Source organism: Enterococcus sp. BWB1-3 (genome assembly GCF_016745275.1).
In the GTDB taxonomy this organism is placed as follows: Bacteria; Bacillota; Bacilli; order Lactobacillales; family Enterococcaceae; genus Enterococcus_L.
Genome location: NZ_JADOEP010000008.1, coordinates 38,878 through 56,252 on the forward strand (window position 1 = coordinate 38,878; position 17,375 = coordinate 56,252).

Genomic DNA, 17,375 nt, shown 5'->3' on the forward strand with positions numbered 1-17,375 from the left:
CTATTTTGTCAAACGAGGGAAATTTCTATCAGCTATTCGCTGAAAGTCGATAATAACTTCCTATCTTACTAAGCGATTTATTAAAATATTAGCTTTTTGAGGATGAATCATGCCCTTCCGCTAGAGGGTTCTATTAATAGAAGGACTGGCAATATGGTTCACAAGCGAATATTTATAATGAAGAATTCCATAGAAACAGCAAAATATTCACCGCTAGCGTTTTCAGGCATGTCCTAATAGGACTGGTTGGCTGCAATAATCAGCACATCTTCATTTGATTGAAAATCCGCCATTTCCACTTCAATCAGCATCATCAGCTGAGAAAAATCATTACTGGAAAAATCCATCATTCTCGGTCCCGCGCAGATATAGAAATCCGGTCTGATAATCAAATCTGATTTGTAGTTGGCCATCTCTTCCCATAAAAAGCTGATTGCATCCATATAACTGCTCATCGGGGTTTTAATGGTTTTCGCATGTCCACGCTGCATACGAATAAATCCTTTTCGGTCAATCACACGCACCGCATCTCCTGATTTAATTTTTGCACTGAAAACATAGAAGTGCTCACTTTGTTCAACGAGTTGAAGCTGTTCATCCCCTACTCTCAAATCCGTACCGGCAATTTCGTGTGCCTCTTCTTCGGTACAGGCTGAAAGAAGCTCAGTCGTCTGAACCTCTGTTGATCCAGTTGCAATCGCTGTAATTTTCTGTGTTTGAGGATCAATATCAATATGCACTTCTATGCTGTCTTCTGTTGCACCATTCTCAATGGCTTTATCCGCAGCTTCTCTTTTGATGGCATTAATGTCTTCCCGTGTCGGATTTGGAATCATTCGCTCCACAACATCCTGAACCATGGCCAAGGCCACGCCAATAGAGGATATTACTTCTGCATTCTCTGGAATTTGATAGTTTAAACCCAGCTTTTCTGCGGTATAAATGATTAGTGAAGCGGCCCCGCCGCCGACACCTACAAGAGACATTTGATCTTTTTCCAGCTTATATTTCTCAGCCAATGACAGAATCACCGGCCGAATTTTAGCAAATGCCAATGCCAGTAATTCCTCTGCCATCTCTTCAATAGTTTTATTGACATAGTCCGCCAACGGCTGCATTGCTTTTCGAATTGACTCCTGATTTCCATAGGAAAAATGTTCCGGTTGAATCAGCCCCAACACATTGGCTGCATCTGTTGTGGTAATTGTAATTCGTTTGCCGTTTTTTAAACGAATCGCCACATAATCTTTTGGATCACCTGCTTTAGGAGAAAAGAATTCAAGCGTCGGCTCTTCAATTTCTTCCGAAGGTGTAAATGCGGCATAGTCCATTCCGCCAATATGCGCACTTCTCGGTCCAATATCAAGCAGTTTGTGCTGTTCTACCCGAACCATACTGCCTCCTGCCACTCCCAGTACCCGTACATCCAGAGAGCTGATATATGTATTTCTGCCGCCAATTTGCGAATAATCGATTGCAGGCCGTCCATCTTTAATCACTCCAATATTCGTGGATGTTCCGCCTACTTCAAAATAGATGCCGTTTGAAGCCCGCAAATACATCAGCGAGCCCATTACACTTGCAGCAGGCCCGGAAAGCATCGTTAATACCGGACGCTTTTTCATCTCGCCAACATCCATAACACCGCCGTCTCCCCGCATAATCATCAGGGGAACATCTACTCCTGCTTCCCTTACACTTTCTTCTGTACAGTTGGCTGTTTCCAGCATTTTGGGAAGAATAGAGCCGTTAATAACAGCTGTGCGGGTTCTTCTGGATAATCCATACAGCTTAGTCATTTCCGATGCCATTGTACAGGAAAAGCCCTGTTTTTCTGCAGCAGCCAGAATTTCCTGCTCCTTCGTTAAATCATCAACACCAAAGGCACTTGTCGCAACCAGCACATTTACCTTCTCAGACCTTAGCTCAGCCAATGCCTGATCAACTGCAGCTGCCGTGTATTCTTTTCCTGGAATATATCGACTGATAACTACTATTTTTCGCCCAGTTCCCAAATCAATATCTTTCACCTTCGTCTGCAGCTTTGCAAGAAAGCCTTCAATACCATTGCCCCCGGTTCCAATTACACCGACTGTTGCCACATCGCCTTCCAGCAATGCATTCGTTGCCTGTGTTGTACTGTGGGCAACAAAAACCACAGACTCCGGTGCAATCTCATACTCTTCCAGACATTTCAAAAATGCTGCAACAACACCGCCTGAAACGCCGCTTTCACTATCATGTGTTGTTTTTACAGAGGATTTGCCGATAATTTCTTTCGTCAGATTATCAATTGCAACTGCTTTAGTATGCGTTCCTCCGACATCTATTCCAATTCGTACCTTTCGTTCAGTCATTTTTTTCTCCTTTACATGCCGCCGTATAGTATAAATGTAGCTGCTTCCAGAATCAGACAAATAACCATTCCCGGAATAATCGCCGCTTTCATATAATCCTTTGGTTCCACATTACTGTATCCAAGCCCCCAGGCAATCCATGATGTTGTAATATCAAAATGACCCATTCCAATCATAATTGAAATGAATAGCGGATAAAGAAATGTGATTGGATAGGCAGCCGGATTTTGCGCAATCACTGCCAGCAAAGCCGCACCGCTTCCGATCAGACTCATGGGTCCTCTAAACCATGTCAGAGGTGCCAGAACAAAGAACAGCACGCACAGCCAAAAAGCAGAAGTGGGAATTAACCCGCCAATAATCGACTGGAAGTAAGGACCGGCAAATTTTGCAGCTGCATTGAACATAGACAGACACAACCAGAAGCCTACTAATGAAGAGGTATCTTTTACGCCATCCGCATACAGCTTCGTTAAAAGCCTGCAGGCCGTCCGGAAGCCGCCTTTAAATTCTCCGCAAACCATTAAAGCAAAAAGACCCGCCAGAATGAAACACAGGATCATCGGCAATCTCAGAAAAATGACACCTACAACCGGTAAAAACGGTGTTAACAATGACAAATTAGGTGCATTGACAATTTGCGGTTCTTTGGAAACAGTCCATGTATAACGAGGATTCTTAATTTTCAGATAAATCACAGAAAAAACAGAAACAATCGAAATCATTACGACAAAGGCTAGAAATCCAAATGTGAAATACGTTGAATAATCATATTCAGTCATCGGAGCAATATCTGCAAAGAATGCCCGATACTGTGCATAGTTAATCGGGTTGATAAAAATTCCTGCAGCAACAGACCCAGTAAATGCAAACAAAGCAATTTCTTTCGGTATACCAATTGAAAAAAGGATTGGCAAAATAACAATGGCAATTGCCAGTACTGGACCTGCTCCGCTCATTGAAGTAAAAATTACCGCTGTAATAATATTTGTTAAAACCAGAATCACTGCTGAATTGTCACCGCCCAGTTCAACAGCTTTTCTGATAATTGTAGCTGCTATACCAGTGTCCAGCAGCACACGCCCAAACCAGGCGCCAAAGAATACATTTACCAAAATACCACCCCATGCTTCAGGTGCCTTCTGGTAAACAGCCTGAATCATCTCAAGCACCGGCGTAATTGAGCCTTCTGTCACAAAAATATCGATACTTGGTAAAATTGTCCAAAGGGCAGCCATCACAATAAAACCAACCATCAAATTGAATCCTTTAATCGAATAAACCACAAGTCCTATAAAAGATAAAAATAAAATAATGCCAATTACTTCCGTCATAAAGATTCATCATCCCCTCTTATTTCCACCTGCACCAATATATTGTTACTTAGTTCACAATACATTAGACTCCTTACTTCAGTATAACGGTTCTTTAAATAATTTAAAGCTGTTTTTAGACTTAAAGCTGAGACAATCAGAGAAAAATTCTCCTGCCTCAGCATTGTTATCTCTATTTATTCAATGATAATGTTTCCAGCATTTCCCGCAGGACAGCTACCGGTACTTGTCCTGGAGCAGAAGCCTGTGCTGCCGCACCAAATGTCATGGCTGAGCCAAATACTTCTCCAGTCAAACGACTAACCATTCCCAACTGCCCCATAGACATGGTCACAATCGGTCGATCTGCATACTTCGTTTTCATTTCATTTGTTGCTTCCAGCAGCGTTAATACATCCGCAGCACTTTGCGGCATTACTGCAATTTTACAAATATCTGCATGTTTTTCCTGCATGGAACGAAGACGCTGAACGATCTCGCCTTTCTCCGGTGTTTTATCAAAGTCATGGTTGCACATAACAATTTTAATCCCTTTAGCGTGAGCCTGAGCAATAAGATTCTGAACTTTTTCGTGATCCATAAAAAGCTCAACATCCAATAAATCCAGCTGACCACTTTCAATCACGGTCTGGTAAACAGCGAAATAATCTTCGTCAGAAAATTCGCGCTCGCCACCTTCTTTTTTTGTTCGGAATGTTACCAGCAGCGGCTTCTCCTGAAGAACCTCAGCTACTTCTTTTGACAGCTCTGCAACTGCCTGAAAATCAGCCACATCTTCATAGAAATCAATTCGCCATTCCGCTAAATCACAATCCAGATTATTTAATCGCCTTGCTTCAGCTAAAACATCTGACTTTGTTTTACCAACAAGCGGTACAATAATTTTTGGTTTTCCTTCACCCAAAGTGATATTTTTTACTTTAACCAGCTTCACCAGCAAGCCCTCCTTTTGTCTTTTCCGGCGTTGTGTCTATGACTTGTCTGTAGCGAATGAAAATAACGACAGCCAGGATAAAGCCGATTCCTGCAATAATCGTGTCAAACAGCATAATTCCACGCGGGTTACTACTAGCAATTTTACCAGAAACAACCGGGATAACAAAGGAGGCAATGCTTCCAAATGTATAGAAAATACCAGTAATTGTTCCTTTACCAGCAGGGAACATTTCACCCATCACTGTTAAGCCAAGCTGCATGACGCCTCCGGCCGCAAAAAAGCCGACACTTACTGCTCCGATTTTCAAGACTGCCGGTGTTGGAAACAGCCACATTGCACCAATTGAAATAAACGAAGCCAACGTATACGGCAGGATCAGATTAACCGGACGAACCTTCGTCGCAACAACTGCTGTTACTGCCACACAGACCAATGACCCTGTAGAATAGTAGGAAACCAGAAGTTTTGCTGCATTTTCTGTCATTAACGCTACTTCCTGACCATACAGGGCAATATACTGACTAATCAAGTAAAATGTTGCCTGAGAAATAAATCCGTAGATAACAAAAGCCACTCCTTCAATCTGCATCTTAGGTTTGCTTTTGAAGTTTGTTGTCGGTACTTCCTCCCCAGCTTTTTCAGCAGCCTTTGTATCCTCATCCGGAAACGGCATTTTCAGCAAGAACAGACCGTTTAACACCAGCAGAACGATACAAACCATGAAGGACCAGCCGAACCATAACCCGCTTGTACCTAAAAAGGCAATAATAAATGGCAGTCCAAACTGACCAATTTGAACCGCTGCTTTAATCAGAACATTGGCTGTTCCGGCTGTTTTAGGAAAAGATTCCATTAATGCCGGATAAGTACCTGAATCCAGACAGGAATTAGCAATACCGGCTACAACCCCAAAGATCATTGCCAGCGGAACACTCGGACTGAATAAAATTCCTGCAAAGAACAGGATATAAACAAACATTCCCAAGTAGACAAACGGCTTACGTCCAAATTTATCTGACAGACGACCTGAAATTAAAATAGCAATTAAGCGTCCAATCCCCAACATTGCAACAACACTGGAAACCCCTTCTATATTCGTATTCCATTGTGATGCCAGTGCATCTTTGTTCTGCATGATAATTAAGACACCCATACCATGGATGATGTAATTGATATATAACCCAATTGCTGTCGGCATATACTTGTTTTTCATTGTTTTGCTCCTCATCTTTTATAATAGCTTATCGTTGTAAATTTGAGATACTCATTGAAATTGTATTAATTTATCTGGATTGTGTCTGAAAAATTTAATTTTCACTGTATTTCTCAGATCCTTTCCGCAAGGCAAACACTAGTCTTTAAACAACAATTCTTTGATATAGTCAACTGGCATTTCTTCCCCTGTAAACAGTTTAAACGCTTCTGCTCCCTGATAGAGCATCATACCTAACCCGTTGATAGTTTTCTTCGCTCCATTTTCTTTGGCAAATTTTAACAACTTTGTTTCTTTTGGAATATAGACAACATCGAATATCACAAGGTCCGGACGAATCACTTCAGGATCAGTAATCAGACTGACATCTTCCAACGGCTTCATGCCACAGCCGGTCGCATCAATATAAATGCTGCTTTCACTGATTGACTGCTTAAATGCACCCTGATCAGATAAATCTGTCAATGTAGCTTTACAGTCTGTTTTACTGTTGATTTTTTCCACTGTTTCTTCAGCTGCTTTAAACTGCTGATCTTTGATATTAAAAATTCTCAGCTCTTTTACGCCATCTAATGCAGCCTGAATGGCAATAGCAGTTCCGGCGCCTCCAGCTCCCGTCATGGTAACAATTTGATTTTTGATTTCCACATCTTCTTCTTTCAACGCCCTCATTGCACCGGTTCCATCAGTCACATGACCAACCAAATGCCCTTTGCCATCCAGATTTGTTACCGTGTTAACCGCTCCAACCAATTCAGCAGCTGGTGATAACTCATCAAGATAAGGAATAATCGCCTGTTTATTCGGCATTGATACGTTTGATCCGCGAATCCCCAAAGCTCTCAGTCCCTGTACCGCATCCGCCAGCTCTTTATTGCCGACTTCAAATGCCAGATAAGCATAATCCAAGCCAAGCTTCGCAAACGCCTCATTGTGCATCGTCGGTGAAAGACTATGGCGAATCGGTGTTGCCATTAAACCAATTAATAACGTGTGTCCATCCAATCGTTCTGTCATTTTTTAGATTCCTCACTTTTATAATTTTTGCAGACTTTTTGTCTGTTCATACAATTGCTTCTGTGTTCTCGTTGTTTCCAATACTTCCAGTGTTTTCAGAACATCCCTGGCTTCTCTGGTTCCTTCCATGATTCTTCGAGCTGTTTTACTGTCCCCAATATTCAACAAAACTGTGCCATTTTCACGTGCATAGCAATCCAGTTCACGAATCAACGGTGCCTCTGCTCTCATACCGAGACAGACAAAGCCCAAATCAAACGAAAGCTCTGCTGTTTTGCCGTCCGTCTCCACAGTAAAGCTTGATTCATTGACTTCCATCAGCTTGGTGGACACGTAAGCTTCTACCCCATATTCTTCGACAATCTCCATCATTGCCAGCTTCGTAATTACATCCAAATCTTTTCCAAGCTCTGTCTGCATTTCCACGATACTGACTTTTTTTGCTCCCCGTTCAGCATAGTATTCTACGACATCCAAGCCAACTGCTCCACCGCCGATAACCACCACTTCTTTTCCTTCAAACTCCTGAAAATCATCCATGTTGTTCAAGATATCAAAAATGGAAAAAATCTTTCTATTTTTATTTTCAAGCTGTTCATGCAAACCTTTAATCGGCGGTAATAATGGTTTTGCTCCTGTAGCATTCACAATGACATCCGGACTCATTGCTTCGATTTCTTTCAATCCAGCTTGGTGGTTTAGGTGAATGGACAGATTATCCAGCTCTTTACAGCGGTTTATCTGATACGTAATAAAATCATCTATTCGTTTCTTGTCAGGGAAGCGGGCAATTTCATGCCCCAGTCCGCCCAGATAGTCCTTCTGTTCAAATAATTCCACAGAAACCCCTACTTCCGCTGCAGTTGCAGCTGCTTCAAGTCCGGCTGTTCCTCCGCCGATAACCACCATTTTTGTTGGATGCAGAACTGGCTTCATTTTGTAGCTATCTTCATAATGCAGATCAGGATTCACCGTACAGCGAATCGGTCTGGCTTTTGAAATTCTGTGATCTGCACAACCGATATTACAGGAAATACATTTTCTCAATAAATGTTCCTGTCCATTCGCTACTTTATTCACCCAGCTTGGTTCAGCAATCAGTCCCCGTCCCATTGCGAGCAGATCTGCTTCCCCATTTTCCAGAATTTCTGCAGCCCGTTTCGGACTTCTAATATTTCCAGAAGTGACAATCACTTTATCCGGATATTTTCCTTTCACTTCTTTTGCCATATATGAGCGCCAGCCGTCCGGCAAATTCATTTTATCAATTTGATACTGCAAATTGTCGTTTAACGCAGCAGATACATTTAAAATATCAACTTCCTCGGCGAAATAATCAAGAAGCTGCAGACTTTCTTCCAGCGTATTGCCCCCTTCTAAAAGTTCATCTGCACTAATTCTCAGTGAAATTGGAAAAAATGGTCCAACTGCTTTGCGAATTGCTTCAACAACCAACTTTGTGAATCTCGCTCTGTTTTCTGTGCTTCCACCAAATTGATCTGTCCTCTTGTTATACAACGGAGACAGGAACTGACTTAACAAATAGGAATGACCTGCATGAATCTCCACACAATCAAAGCCGGCACGCTGTGCACGTTGCGCGCCATATGCATAACGATCAATGATTTGATAGATTTCCTCCTCTTTCAGTGGACGAGGAATTGGATTGCCTTTTTTAGAAGGAATGTCTGAAGCCGATACGGGCTGTTCCCCTTCCAGCCTCAATCCATAAGCTGAAGCTCCTGCATGATTTATTTGAACCGAAGTACAGGCGCCATATGCATGCATCTTTTCATTAAAATGCCATAAGCCTGATATGTACTGATCATTATCCATTCTCAATTGTCTGGCACCATTTGTTCCCAGCGGAAAATCAATACAGACATTTTCCAATGTAATCAATCCAGTTCCGCCTTTGGCACGCTGTTCATAGTAAGAAACATGCTGCATACTGAATGTTCCATCCATATTTGCGAAATTTGTTCCCATTGGCGGCATAATAACCCTATTTTTTAGTGTCATTCGTTTCACTGTCAACGGTTCAAAAATTGCTTGATATTTATCCATGATTGCCTCCTGTTTCCTTTTCGATTGTTAATTTATTCACAATTACAGTTTATGGAAAAATACCAATAAATTCCAATGAAACTTTTTAGGGTAATCCATAAATATTATTTATGAATACTTTTTTAATAGCTTAAAGAAATATATTAATAGCTTATGGAGGAAAAAATCTGATGAATATTCTCTAAAAAAAGAAAACTTTCAAAAAAATAGTTCATTAAAAAAACAGAACATCTCTTTGACAGCAAATAGGCTTGCTGTAACTATCTATTCGTGATATTTTTAATTTAATAATGAAAGGCCAACTTTAATCTCTATTCGTAAAATAAATGGGTTTCAAAAAAATTTATACTTATTTATTCTCATATAGAAACAACCAGTCATATGACAGTTTAATAAACACGCAGTTGAATCCAGATTGGAGATACAAAAATTAAGCAGAGAGAAGCTGACCAGCTGAAAAATATTATTTTTATAGGCAGACCTATGGGCGTTGGGAAGTCGACAACGGCAAAGCAGTCAGCGAAACTCCTTCCCCACAGTGTTTTTCTAGACGGATACTGGTATTGAAACATGCATCCATTTGTAGTAAATGAGGGAAATAAAAAGATTGTTGTAAGCAATATCGGCTTCCTTATCAATTCTTTTATTGCTAATTCAACGATTGAAAACATTGTGTTCTGCTGAGTAATGAACAGACAGGAGATTCTTGATGAAATAAAAGAAAGACTATTTCTGGATGATCATCGTTTTTTTAGTTTTTCGCTTATTTGCACTGAAGAAGAATTGACCAGAAAGATTTCAAAGACTATCGAACAGAGAACCCGCAGCGAATCCGCTTTACCAAACGCAGTTGCACGTCTGCCGTTATACAATGAACTGACAACTGTTTTAATTGATACCACGGGAAAATCAGTCGCTGAAGTGGTTTATACTGTCACCAAAGAAATTTCTCCAACTACTAACAATTAAAGAAATTTAATCTATCTTTATTACAAGCGGATAGCTATAACAGATAGTAAGACTTTCCATCAAAATAATGCATAATTTCGTGATTATTGATAAGATGGAAGTCGAGACAAAAGCAATCAGCTCCAAGAATTAAGACGGAATATCCGAAAATTGTCAAGGAACACCATTCATAAAATGAATAGCTGAGAATGGATACACTGCACTGCGCTTTAATCCCATCAACTTCTACGTAGAAAACATACGAGAGTTGACAGGCTTCACCAGGATTACTTTAGCAGAGTAGATGACGTCCTGTTACCTACTCGGTGAAGGATCTGCCTCATGTTTTCAGGATCGTTCGGCTTAATTCCGAAAGAACTGCTCCTGCGGTTACTCGTCGCAAAAAGAATTTTTGCTTTTGTATCACCGTTTATTCGGAGATAGGTACGAAGAGAGTTTGAAACTTTATTTCTGTCCCACTATCATTTCTGACTAAAAATTAGTACAGATAAATAAAAATATATAAGTGAATGAAATTCGAAAGGAGTCTCCTATGAATCTTAGGCAGTTGGAATTTTTTAAAATGCTGGCGGATACAGAGCATATGACTCAGGCAGCCAAGCTGCTAAATACCACACAGCCTAATTTAAGTCATGCCATGTCCGAATTGGAAAAAGAGCTGGAAGCACAGCTGTTTGAAAAAATCGGGCGAAATATTCAGCTGACGAAATATGGAAAGTTTTTTTACAAGTATGTCAATACGGCTTTAAGTGAACTATCAAAGGGTGAACGAGCATTGAAAGATTTGGTCAGTCCAGATAAGGGCCTGATTGATTTTGGCTTTATCTATACAGCCGGTTCGTTTCTTGCTCCAATGCTCTTGAAGGAATTTTCTGCCAGAGAAGGAAATAGTCAGATTCGATTTAATTTATTTCAGGGAAATTCCTCTGATATGATGGATCTCCTGCTGCGAGAAGAAGTCGATCTGGCCATTACATCAAAACTAAAAGAAGACAAACAGCTTCATTATGATATTTTAACCGAGGATGAAGTGGTGCTGATTGTGCCGCCAAATCATCCTCTGGCTCAATACGACCAGATTTCGTTAAAAGAAACAGCTGGATACCCATTTGTCTACTTCAATAAGCGAAGCGGACTTCGACCGTACATTGATAAAATTTTGAGCACATCAAATGTCGAACCTGAAATTGTCTGTGAAGTAGAGGAAGACCACTCGATGCTTGGCTTTGTTGCCCATGGCTTTGGCATCGCATTGATGCCCAGCATCCCTTCCATTTCTTCTTATCAGGTAAAAGCAATACGCCTAATTGACAATTCTCAGCCAAGATATATTTATCTGGCAACAAAAAAAGAGCATTTTCTGTCGCCGGCAGCAATTCGCTTTAAAGAGTTTATCCTCCTTTTTACCCAAGGATATTTCAATGATTTTGAACATTAAAAAAGGACAATAGGTTGAGCTTGCTTTATTCGTCCGCTCAACTCATTGTCTTATTTATTCGTCTGAAACAACCAAAAATATTTGCTAAATACTCTTAATAAAAGAATAACTGGATTTTTCAAATACTGCCTTTTCTTCATAAAACCGATGTGCTTCCACTCTCTGCAATCCTGAAGATAATGTGGTTTAGTTATAACCATCTGTCTTGGTAATTTCTTCGAGCTGTTTCAAAACATCTGTTCCAACGCCGCCGGAACATTCATTCTTGTCTACAACCAGATTACAAATCCATAGACAACGGTCATAAGTGTCTGCCTGTTCATCACACCACAACAGGCAATAGTCTCCCTATTGTCGGAGCGATGAGCATAGAGCTGATAGTCTACCTCCTTCTGATACTCTCTGACTTTTTTTAGATACGCTTGTTCAGATAAATGAGTTCTTAATTGTTTCATTACCGGATAAGCCTCAAGAATCTGTTTATCACTCAAACACAATTCTATAACAGACACCTCATTTTTTTGCTTTTCATTATTTGATTTGTCAAATTAAGCTAGACAATTATTCATCATTTAGGTAACTCAAAAATACTTCTAATGGTGTCTGATAGTTTAATGATTTTCTTGGTATGTGATTTCTTTTGGAGGTAACGACTGACACAAAGGCTGGGTCAACTTGATTAAAATCCATCATTTTAGGAAGCCCATCTTTGCGCAATAAACCGTTAGAATGCTCATTCAATCCACGTTGTGACGGTGTTCCAGAATCTGCAAAATAGATCGAACTATCATTGTCATTACTCATATCTTTCCAATTTGAGAACTCTTTTCCGCAGTCAGATGAACGCCAACAATTGTGCCGCCTTCCAAATGACCAAATTCCTATTTAAATTCAGGATGGTTATTAATTCTTTCTGAAATAGTGCGTTTAAGCGCTTTCTTTCCACGATGCTCGTTATACCCGTTGGGCTTTCTTTTCCCTTCATTGGTAATTTTGCACAATCAAATTGATTGGCTTTGAACTTACGATAGAGTGTCCTGACAGAGCATGAAATAGGAAACGCTGCTCGGCCGATAATCACATCTGGGGAGCAACCTTGAGCAACAATGAGTTGAATGTACTTCTGTTGACCTGCCGCTAAAATAATTGGCTGTCTCCCACAACGGGTTTTATTTTCTTTGCATTATTTGTAATAATCACTCGCTATTTTTCCTACTTGTAGACGTTATAAATCGTCTGCCTAGAGCGCGTTAGTCTAGCAGCTGCCTTCAGAACTGATTTTCCCTCGTGATAATACGCTTCTATCATCACACATTCATTTGGTGTAAGATGGGTATTGGTCATTTGACTTCACTCCTTATAATCCTTTGGTCAGAACTATTTTGAGTGTAGCACAAATGACTTAGTTTAGTTGTCTAGTTTAATTTTACTATCGGCGCTTCTCTAAGTCTTTCAGGTATTTTACAATACTTTCAAGCTTTCCAAAAATCTTTCTTGCCGTACGACCATCATCAATATTGATAAAATTGTACTTTCGGTCATCTCTGACAATTCAACTTCCTTAAACTGGTTCATAGCTTATTCCCAAATTCTAAAAATATTCCAGATAATTCATATCCATACATCCGTTGTTAGAAAAATCCATTAAGAAATTACTAGCTACTTCTGAAAAAACAAAATGTGATAGTCCCTGATCCGATTTATCTTTTTTCCAGTCCCATTTGATAATGGTCTGCTCATTCTTCGCTTGGCAGTGAAAGTAGAACTGGTCTTTGATGAAAACTTTTTGAAAATGATTCTCTTTAAAAGAAAGATTAGGGGCTAGAATATCTAGGAAGCCTTTGGTATGATCAGATAGAGCCATCTTGAGAAACTCCTTTGGATTGGTTTTAGTCGACTTTAATTTTAACGGGGTTTAAGGTGTCTTTCCTGTTTTTTCAAAAAAAGTGCCAGTAAATGTAACCTCACCAACACTAGATATTATAGAGTCTGAAAATGTCATCAAGTGTAAAATATCAACACCCAAAAATACGTTTAAAAGCTTCGTAAAATGAACTTTTAAACGTATTTTTATTATTGTACAGGCGCTGCAAACTTTTCCTAATTAAGACAGAAATAAATTTCTAGAGAAAACCGGAATGCAACATTAGTGTAAATAAACAGAACAAGATAATTTGCAAGCTGAGACCACCAGTATTGAACACATGTTACACTGGCATTTATAATAATCAGATTACTCCAGTATTCTTTATACATTACAATGATATAAACACGCCTTTTGGACAAAAATATATCCATTGCAGGATAGGAATAGATAGTTAGTCTTTTCATGTTAATTGAACCCGGAGAATCATTTTTTGCTGATCTTACCAGATTTCTTTTGTTTCATCCGTTGAAGTTTTTCTTTTCTCTCGGATTTCTTATTTTGATTAACTTTCTCCTTATTCACTCTTCGTACAATATAAAATATCCCAAAACTAGTCAATAAGATAACCACAAATATCAGAACTACCAATTGCCAATCGAAGCCTTGCTTCCCTCTATTGGTCAATCCTTCATTAGCATTTTTGGCTTCTTCATCTGTGATTGTAAATGGTTGATCCCACGACCACTCATGCTCACCAGATACAGCTAAAACATGGGCTTCATAATCCCCCGCTACCAGCTTGCTTCCGACTGGAACAGGGAAGCTCATCTGATTGTTCGGCCCCATCTGCAGATCACTCCTCTTGGTCTCATACAGCACTGCTGCTTTGCCTGCCTGAGTAATCGTCACTTCCAAAACTAAATCCCCCAAATACGCTGCCTCTATATTTGAGAGGTTCACAAACAACACACCCTCACCATTCTTCGTACCCGCAACTACAGTATTCAATACTAGTTTCGGATATACTTCCGTATCCGTTTCTGTCAGTAGTACTCCGATCAAAAAGGCATACTCGTTGATGACTCCAGTCTGTTTAGAGCGTTTCTTTTCATCCACCGTTTCCTTTAGCTGAATTCCGCCCGAGATCACCCCATCATAGGACTTAGCCGGCATCTGGATTGTTAGGGAAAGCTTCTCTGTTCCTTTGGCCGGTACCTTGATGGTTTCAGGCCCGCTCACTATCTCTTCAAACGCATAACGCAGTGACGCATCCTGTTCAATGCCTGTTGGACCGTTTTCAATCACCCCGTTACTGTTGGTAGTCGTACCGTTCAAAGACACTTCAATTGTTTGGTCTTTATCAGTCAGATTTCTTAACTCCACTTCGATTGTCTGTTTCTGTTTTGGTTTCATCCGCAAATCAAAATACCCTACCTGGCTTCGCTGATTCTCTGGATGAATAACTTTATAGGTAAAACCGATCGGGTTTTCTATAGTGCTTCCTTCTGTCTCTACACCATAGACTGTCACGCTGCTGTACAGACAAAACAGAAGACTCATTATGTATAATAAAGGAATGCTTTTCTTTCCCTGAACCATTTCTGCCTCTCCTTCCGCTTCCGCAGCACCGACTGATCGCTTCGAACAACCGATGCTCAACGAACTGATTTTGCTTGTTTCATTGATTCTCTCCAAGTACAGTCTGCTACTGCAGTCTTTCTTCAAAGTCAGCTTTACGCCACCATACTAGCAGACCTATTCCCGTCAACAGACTAATCCCCAAACTAATCTTCTGAATCCAGGTTCCCTGATACCACAGCGTTAATTCGCCTCTGCCATTGACTTCCACCTCCGCAAACCCATGCATGGACGTCCCCTTGTATGTTCCGGCATTACGAACCTTACTGTACATGCCTGTTCCGCTGACCGTATAGCCCTTATATAATAGAACCGGAAAAATAAGACGAACAGGTTCGCTAGTCTCATAGCTCAGTGAAAAAATATTGTTTTCCCGAGACATCTGACTAACTGCTGCAGACCCTTCCGGTTCTGAAATTAATGTGGTCGGAGTCATCCAGCTTTCCATCCCCGCCGGCAGAAATTCTCTGCCGGCGCCGGTCTCATACTCACCGCTCATTTGCTCAAAGGATTCATAGGGGACCAGTCGGGTGTCAGAAGCTCTCATCTGAAGCTGCATCTGTAGACTGCTTCCCAGCAGCCACAGGCTGAGGACTAGAAAAAAACTCCGTCGATACATTGGCTTAGAAAACAGCTTCAACAGACCATCTGCCACTACCCAGCTAAAACACAGGCTGACAAGTAAAAAGTACCGCCAGGGAAACTGCAGCACATTGAAAAAGGTCTCGTCAAACAAGTGATGGGGAAACAAGTTCGTCGCTAAAAACAGAAACACAGTACCCAGCTCCGCCAACTGTCGATTAAATGTATCCAGCCGCCAATACAACATAAGGCTGACCACCAGCACCACAAACACCCAGATCCCCAGATTATTATACCTCAAGTTGCTCACAGCACCTGCCCAGTACTCTTCCAGACTTTCTGCCGTGTGCGACAGGTAAAATATAGGTTCCTCTGCAACCCGCAGCTTCTGATAGACTAGCTGTTCCACCATCGGCGCCCAGCCAGCCATCGTCAATAATAGCGTACAGCCAGCTGCCTTCGCCAAAGACCAAAGTCGTCGGGGAGCACGAATCAGATTCCCTACATTGCGCAAACAAAACAGAGCAAGAAACAAACAGGCTATCAAAGTGGATAACAGGTGCCCGTAAAACAATCCTGTCATACCGGCAGTCAGCCAGAACCAGCGGTTCTGATCCCCGCACACCACCTGATACCCACCTACCAAAATCAGCGGGAAGACCATAAAAGCCAATACTTCTCCCAGTGCAGCTCGATATAGAACATCTGTCAGCCGATAGGTAGACAGACCATAGACCACCGCAAACAAACAGGCCCCTGTTCGCTGTGTCGGACGCAGCTGCAGAAAGCTTTGATAGGCAATCACAAATGTCGCCAGACTTACCAGATACAAATAGAGACTGTAGCTCTGTACTAGAGAAAGTCCCCCTATCCGCAGCAACGCCGCTGGATATAGAAAGAAATCCGGATAAAAAATACCTGTCGCATACCCCATACCGCCGGTGATAAAGTAATTGATTTTCGGCAGCCAATCCCCTTGTCCCAACGATTGAGCCAGGCCTTCGATCCGACCCAGATGAAAATTCAAGTCATCTCCAAAAAAGAGACGTCCATCTATCCTCAGTGCACCAAACAGTGACACGGCAGCCAATATCGCAAAAATCAGATAAGGAAATAGCAGGCGCCGACGTGCCGGCCATTCGTTGGCTTTGTTCATGGTCTTCTGTTCATTCATTGATACACTCCTCTTTTTCTATCTCGCTTTTCCTCTTCTAAGCTTATACTCGATAATCGTACGTTGCTCCTGATATCTTATAGGGATAACCCGTACTGTCAAATTCCACTATCAGTCCCTTGCCAAATGTCTTGGCTTCTTTGCCTTTCAGATAATCTGCATAAAGCGTCACCGATTGATTTGCCATTTCCTCTGGTGTTTTCACTGTGGCTTCAAACTCCCTCATTCGCTGATCCAAATCCTGTATTTGCAGAATCTCACCCAGTTGTCGGATTAAAGTCAAAAACTCCTTACCCTGATAGCTCTTCTCTCCTGTCCAGTTAAAAATATCAATTTTCTGCCCAGACAGTTTAACTTTTTTCAGCTCCGGTAGATACTGATACACAGCTGTTACAGTTCCATACGCCACATAGGTCCCTTCACTGTTTGAAAAGGTATCCGTTACACTGAGCTTCAATTGTTTATCTGTTGTCGACAGCTGAAGCTCCCCCAGTTCTGACTCCACACCCTCTTGGGCAAACTCTTCCTCTATCGATGCCCGCAGTGCATCAAACGATGGCAGCACCGACAGACCAAACTTGTCTGTCAACTCTGTTTTGATGGTTTCCTCTGAATCGGCGTAGTTGTAAGACCCAAATGCACGGGTCTGGTCCCCCCACCAGGTAAATGCAGCTTCCTCTTTTGGCAAAGAGACTTCTGCTGTCGATGGGTTCGATGTACAACCGCTAAGTCCCAGACTCACCCAGCCAATCACTACTATTGATAGCCAATGTTTCATTTAT

Annotated in this window: 13 protein-coding genes and 1 pseudogene; 2 read left to right on the top strand and 12 right to left on the bottom strand. The window is 41.2% G+C overall.

What is annotated here, in order from left to right; genetic code table 11:
• Positions 1-233: 233 nt before the first annotated feature.
• The 6 genes from IW492_RS07695 to IW492_RS07720 all read right to left on the bottom strand — a co-directional run bounded on the left by IW492_RS07695 (position 234) and on the right by IW492_RS07720 (position 8,925).
• Positions 234-2,357 (bottom strand): hydantoinase/oxoprolinase family protein, encoded by a 2,124-nt coding sequence (locus tag IW492_RS07695; protein WP_202067033.1) that lies wholly within the window; start codon positions 2,355-2,357, stop codon positions 234-236.
• Positions 2,358-2,368: 11 nt separating this feature from the next.
• Positions 2,369-3,691, bottom strand: a complete 1,323-nt coding sequence (locus IW492_RS07700) for a citrate transporter (RefSeq protein ID WP_202067034.1) — start codon at positions 3,689-3,691, stop codon at positions 2,369-2,371.
• 172 nt (positions 3,692-3,863) lie between these two features.
• Positions 3,864-4,625, bottom strand: coding sequence for a type I 3-dehydroquinate dehydratase (gene aroD / locus IW492_RS07705; protein ID WP_202067035.1), 762 nt, complete (start codon positions 4,623-4,625; stop codon positions 3,864-3,866).
• On the bottom strand, positions 4,612-5,841 hold the full coding sequence (locus tag IW492_RS07710; protein ID WP_202067036.1) for an MFS transporter: 1,230 nt from the start codon (positions 5,839-5,841) through the stop codon (positions 4,612-4,614). Before IW492_RS07710 ends, aroD begins: the two co-directional genes overlap by 14 nt.
• A gap of 138 nt (positions 5,842-5,979) precedes the next feature.
• Positions 5,980-6,858, bottom strand: a complete 879-nt coding sequence (locus IW492_RS07715; RefSeq protein ID WP_202067037.1) for a shikimate dehydrogenase — start codon at positions 6,856-6,858, stop codon at positions 5,980-5,982.
• A gap of 18 nt (positions 6,859-6,876) precedes the next feature.
• Positions 6,877-8,925: an oxidoreductase gene (locus IW492_RS07720; RefSeq protein ID WP_202067038.1), complete on the bottom strand. Its 2,049-nt coding sequence runs from the start codon at positions 8,923-8,925 to the stop codon at positions 6,877-6,879.
• A gap of 687 nt (positions 8,926-9,612) precedes the next feature.
• Here IW492_RS07720 and IW492_RS07725 point away from each other — a divergent pair.
• Both IW492_RS07725 and IW492_RS07730 read left to right on the top strand, forming a co-directional pair.
• Complete coding sequence (locus IW492_RS07725) at positions 9,613-9,894, top strand: hypothetical protein (protein WP_202067039.1); 282 nt, start codon at positions 9,613-9,615, stop codon at positions 9,892-9,894.
• Between the two features lie 532 nt (positions 9,895-10,426).
• Positions 10,427-11,332, top strand: coding sequence for a LysR family transcriptional regulator (locus tag IW492_RS07730; protein WP_202067040.1), 906 nt, complete (start codon positions 10,427-10,429; stop codon positions 11,330-11,332).
• A 269-nt stretch (positions 11,333-11,601) separates the two neighbouring features.
• Here IW492_RS07730 and IW492_RS07735 read toward each other — a convergent pair whose 3' ends face one another.
• The 6 genes and pseudogenes from IW492_RS07735 to IW492_RS07760 form a co-directional block, all read right to left on the bottom strand.
• Positions 11,602-11,787 carry a hypothetical protein gene (locus tag IW492_RS07735; protein ID WP_202067041.1) on the bottom strand — a complete coding sequence of 62 codons (186 nt, stop codon included), beginning with the start codon at positions 11,785-11,787 and terminating at the stop codon, positions 11,602-11,604.
• Between the two features lie 106 nt (positions 11,788-11,893).
• Positions 11,894-12,676, bottom strand: a pseudogene (locus tag IW492_RS07740) (transposase).
• A gap of 247 nt (positions 12,677-12,923) precedes the next feature.
• Positions 12,924-13,196, bottom strand: a complete 273-nt coding sequence (locus IW492_RS07745; RefSeq protein WP_202067042.1) for a hypothetical protein — start codon at positions 13,194-13,196, stop codon at positions 12,924-12,926.
• 486 nt (positions 13,197-13,682) lie between these two features.
• Positions 13,683-14,894 carry a DUF916 and DUF3324 domain-containing protein gene (locus IW492_RS07750; RefSeq protein WP_202067043.1) on the bottom strand — a complete coding sequence of 404 codons (1,212 nt, stop codon included), beginning with the start codon at positions 14,892-14,894 and terminating at the stop codon, positions 13,683-13,685.
• A 10-nt stretch (positions 14,895-14,904) separates the two neighbouring features.
• Positions 14,905-16,593, bottom strand: coding sequence for a hypothetical protein (locus tag IW492_RS07755; RefSeq protein WP_202067044.1), 1,689 nt, complete (start codon positions 16,591-16,593; stop codon positions 14,905-14,907).
• 43 nt (positions 16,594-16,636) lie between these two features.
• Positions 16,637-17,371 (bottom strand): hypothetical protein, encoded by a 735-nt coding sequence (locus tag IW492_RS07760; protein WP_202067045.1) that lies wholly within the window; start codon positions 17,369-17,371, stop codon positions 16,637-16,639.
• Positions 17,372-17,375 lie beyond the last annotated feature (4 nt).